Source organism: Salipiger sp. (genome assembly GCF_059781815.1).
On sequence record NZ_JBYNAH010000347.1, the window covers coordinates 1 to 3,140 of the forward strand.

Here is a 3,140-nt window from a genome sequence, read left to right on the forward strand (position 1 = left end):
CCGTCGCCACATGCGCCTTGGGATAGAGGCTGCGCACCAGTTCGAGCGTCTTGCCGCTGTCGACCAGGTCGTCGATGATCAGGATCCCCTCGCCGTCGCCCACAAGCGCCGCGTCGGGCGATTTCAGCACCTGCGCCTCGCGCCGCTGGTCGGCCTTGCCGCCGCCCGAGTGGTAGCTCTTGACGCTGATCGTATCGACGGTGCGGATGTCGAGCTCGCGGGCGATGATCATCGCCGGGGCCATGCCACCGCGGGTGATCGCCACAACCGCCTTCCAGCCGCCATCCTCGGGGCCGTGGCCCTGGAGCCGCCAGGCCAGCGCCCGCGCGTCGCGGTGCAGCTGGTCCCAGCTGACGTGAAAGCCCTTTTCATGCGGCAGAAGGTCGTTGGTCATGCGAGCTCCTCCTCAGCCCTTGGTGATGTCCGGCGCGTCGACCGCCTTCATCCCGACAACATGGTAGCCCGCATCGACGTGATGCGTCTCGCCGGTCACGCCCGCGCCGAGATCCGACAGCAGGTAGAGCGCCGAGCCGCCGACATCGTCGATGGTCACGTTGCGGCGCAGCGGCGAGTTGTACTCGTTCCACTTCATGATGTAGCGGAAATCGCCGATGCCCGAGGCGGCCAGCGTCTTGATCGGGCCGGCGGAAATCGCGTTGACGCGGATGCCGTCCTTGCCGAGATCCTCGGCGAGATATCGCACCGAGGCCTCGAGCGCCGCCTTGGCCACGCCCATGACGTTGTAATGCGGCATGATGCGCTCGGCGCCGTAATAGGTGAGGGTGATCGCCGAGCCGCCATTGGTCATCACCTTCTCGGCCCGCTGCATCACCGCGGTGAACGAGTAGACCGAGATGTCCATGGTCAGCGCGAAATTGCCGCGGCTGGTATCGACATAGCGGCCGCGCAGCTCGTTCTTGTCGGAGAAGCCGATGGCGTGGACGATGAAGTCGATGCTGTCCCAGCGCTCTTTCAGGGCGTCGAAGAGCCCGTCGATCGAGGCCTCGTCGCCGACGTCGCAGGGCAGGACGATGTCGCTGCCAAGTTGCGCGGCAAGCGGATCGACGCGCTTCTTCAGGGCGTCGCCCTGATAGGAGAAGGCGAGCTCGGCGCCGGCGTCGTGCAGGGCCTTTGCGATGCCCCAGGCGATCGATTTGTCGTTGGCGAGGCCCATGATCAGGCCGCGCTTGCCCGCCATCAGAGTGTTTGACATTTCCTATCTCCGCCCGGCATTTCTGTTTCCGAAACCCTTTAGGGCAAGCCCGGAACGGCTTCAAGGGTTTGCGCTGTCATCGCAGGTGAAGGAGAACCGATATGTCCGACCGCACAGGGATCTTCGCGGGAGACGATCCGTTCGCGATTGCCCGCAGCTGGCTGGCCGAGGCCGAGACCACCGAGCTCAACGATCCCAACGCCATCGCGCTGGCCTCGGTCGATCCCGAGGGGCTGCCCAATGTCCGGATGGTCCTGCTGAAAGAGATCGAGGCGGATGCCTTCGTCTTCTACACCAATTACGAGAGTGCCAAGGGGCAGGAACTTGCCGAGAGCGGCAAGGCTGCTTTCGTGATGCATTGGAAGTCGTTGCGCCGTCAGATACGGGTGCGCGGCACTGTCACGCGTGAGGATGGGCCGCAGGCGGATGCGTATTACAACAGCCGCTCGCTGAAATCCCGCCTCGGGGCCTGGGCGTCGCGCCAGTCGCAGCCCTTGTCGTCGCGCGCCGCCTTGATGGCAGATGTGGCCAAGATCACCGCAACCCACGGACCGATGCCCAAGCGCCCGCCGTTCTGGGGTGGCTTCCGGATCGCCCCATTGGAGATCGAGTTCTGGGCTGATGGCGCCTTCCGGTTGCATGATCGATTCACGTGGCGTCGGCGGTCCATTGCCGATGCCTGGAGCGTCGAACGGCTCAACCCGTGAATTTCACGTCACGTGAACTGCACAGCTTTGCAAATATAAGTTGAGTGGGCTTGCAATTGCTGCCCTGCCTGTCGCAAGAGAGAGACGGGGATACGCATGACGACCAATGGAAACACAGTTGACACAGCATGACGAAGAGACGTTTGGCGTTCTCGGGAAGGTAAAGTGGTTCGATCCCGTTAAGGGATTTGGCTTTGTAATCGCCGATGAAGGTGGGCCCGATATCCTGCTTCATGCGAACGTGCTGCGCAATTTTGGCCAGAGCTCAGTGGCCGATGGAGCACGAATCGAGGTGGCGGCGCAGCGCACGGAACGTGGCATTCAGGCCACCGAAGTGCGCAAGATCGAACCGCCCGAGGCTCCGGCGGGCGCACCGCTCGCGGATTTCGAGGATGTCGATCCGGAAGTGATGCGCGCGGCACCGCTCGAGCCGGCGCGGGTCAAATGGTTCGACAAGGCAAAGGGCTTTGGCTTTGCCAACGTGTTCGGCCGTTCGGACGATGTCTTTATTCACATCGAAGTGCTGCGTCGCTCCGGCCTTGCGGACCTTCAGCCCGGGGAAGCGCTTGCAATCCGTGTGATAAACGGCAAGCGTGGCCAAATGGCCACCGAGGTAAATGCATGGGAAGCCGCACTTTCTCCGTCCTGACAGTCTTGGTTGCCGCCCTTCTGGGCGGCCCGCTTCCTGCCCAGTCCTGCCGTGACGATGCCGTCTGGCTGCGAGGCGACTGGGGCAGCGTGCGCCTGCGCGTCGAGCTTGCCGACGATCCCGAGGAGCGCGCGCAGGGCCTGATGTTCGTCGAGCAGATGCCGCCCGGCGCGGGGATGCTCTTTGTCTACGAGGCCGAGCGCCCGACCGCCTTCTGGATGAAAAACACGCTCATCCCGCTCGACATGATCTTTGCCGACGCGCAGGGCCGGGTGGTCAAGGTGCACTCGATGGCGATTCCGCATGACGAGACGCCGATCCCGAGCGGCGGTCCGGTGCAATACGTGCTCGAGATCAACGGCGGCATGGCGGCGCAGCTCGGCATCGCCGAGGGCAGCGAGATGATGCATCCCGCGATCACCGGAGATCCTGCCTGGCCCTGCGAGTAGCAGGGCTCGGTGAATTCACCCTTTTCAATCTTCGGGCTTGGCTTTATGCGGAGCCTGTCGGGGCGTAGCGCAGCCTGGTAGCGCGTCTGTTTTGGGTACAGAAGGTCGTGAGTTCGAATCTC

Annotated in this window: 5 protein-coding genes; 3 read left to right on the top strand and 2 right to left on the bottom strand. The window is 63.5% G+C overall.

The window, feature by feature from the left end:
- Both gpt and fabI read right to left on the bottom strand, forming a co-directional pair.
- Positions 1 to 394, bottom strand: a 394-nt coding sequence (gene gpt / locus AC6RA4_RS24360) for a xanthine phosphoribosyltransferase (protein WP_500164731.1), incomplete at its 3' end; no start/stop codon positions are given.
- Positions 395 to 406: 12 nt separating this feature from the next.
- On the bottom strand, positions 407 to 1,213 hold the full coding sequence (gene fabI, locus AC6RA4_RS24365; protein ID WP_500164733.1) for an enoyl-ACP reductase FabI: 807 nt from the start codon (positions 1,211 to 1,213) through the stop codon (positions 407 to 409).
- Between the two features lie 101 nt (positions 1,214 to 1,314).
- On the opposite strand from fabI, the gene pdxH reads away from it, so the two are divergent.
- The 3 genes from pdxH to AC6RA4_RS24380 all read left to right on the top strand — a co-directional run bounded on the left by pdxH (position 1,315) and on the right by AC6RA4_RS24380 (position 3,018).
- Entirely contained in the window at positions 1,315 to 1,920 is a 606-nt protein-coding gene (gene pdxH / locus AC6RA4_RS24370; RefSeq protein WP_500164735.1) for a pyridoxamine 5'-phosphate oxidase, read from the top strand.
- A 106-nt stretch (positions 1,921 to 2,026) separates the two neighbouring features.
- Complete coding sequence (locus AC6RA4_RS24375; protein ID WP_500164737.1) at positions 2,027 to 2,569, top strand: cold-shock protein; 543 nt, start codon at positions 2,027 to 2,029, stop codon at positions 2,567 to 2,569.
- Entirely contained in the window at positions 2,542 to 3,018 is a 477-nt protein-coding gene (locus AC6RA4_RS24380) for a DUF192 domain-containing protein (RefSeq protein WP_500164739.1), read from the top strand. The genes AC6RA4_RS24375 and AC6RA4_RS24380 overlap by 28 nt, the downstream gene beginning before the upstream one ends.
- Positions 3,019 to 3,140 lie beyond the last annotated feature (122 nt).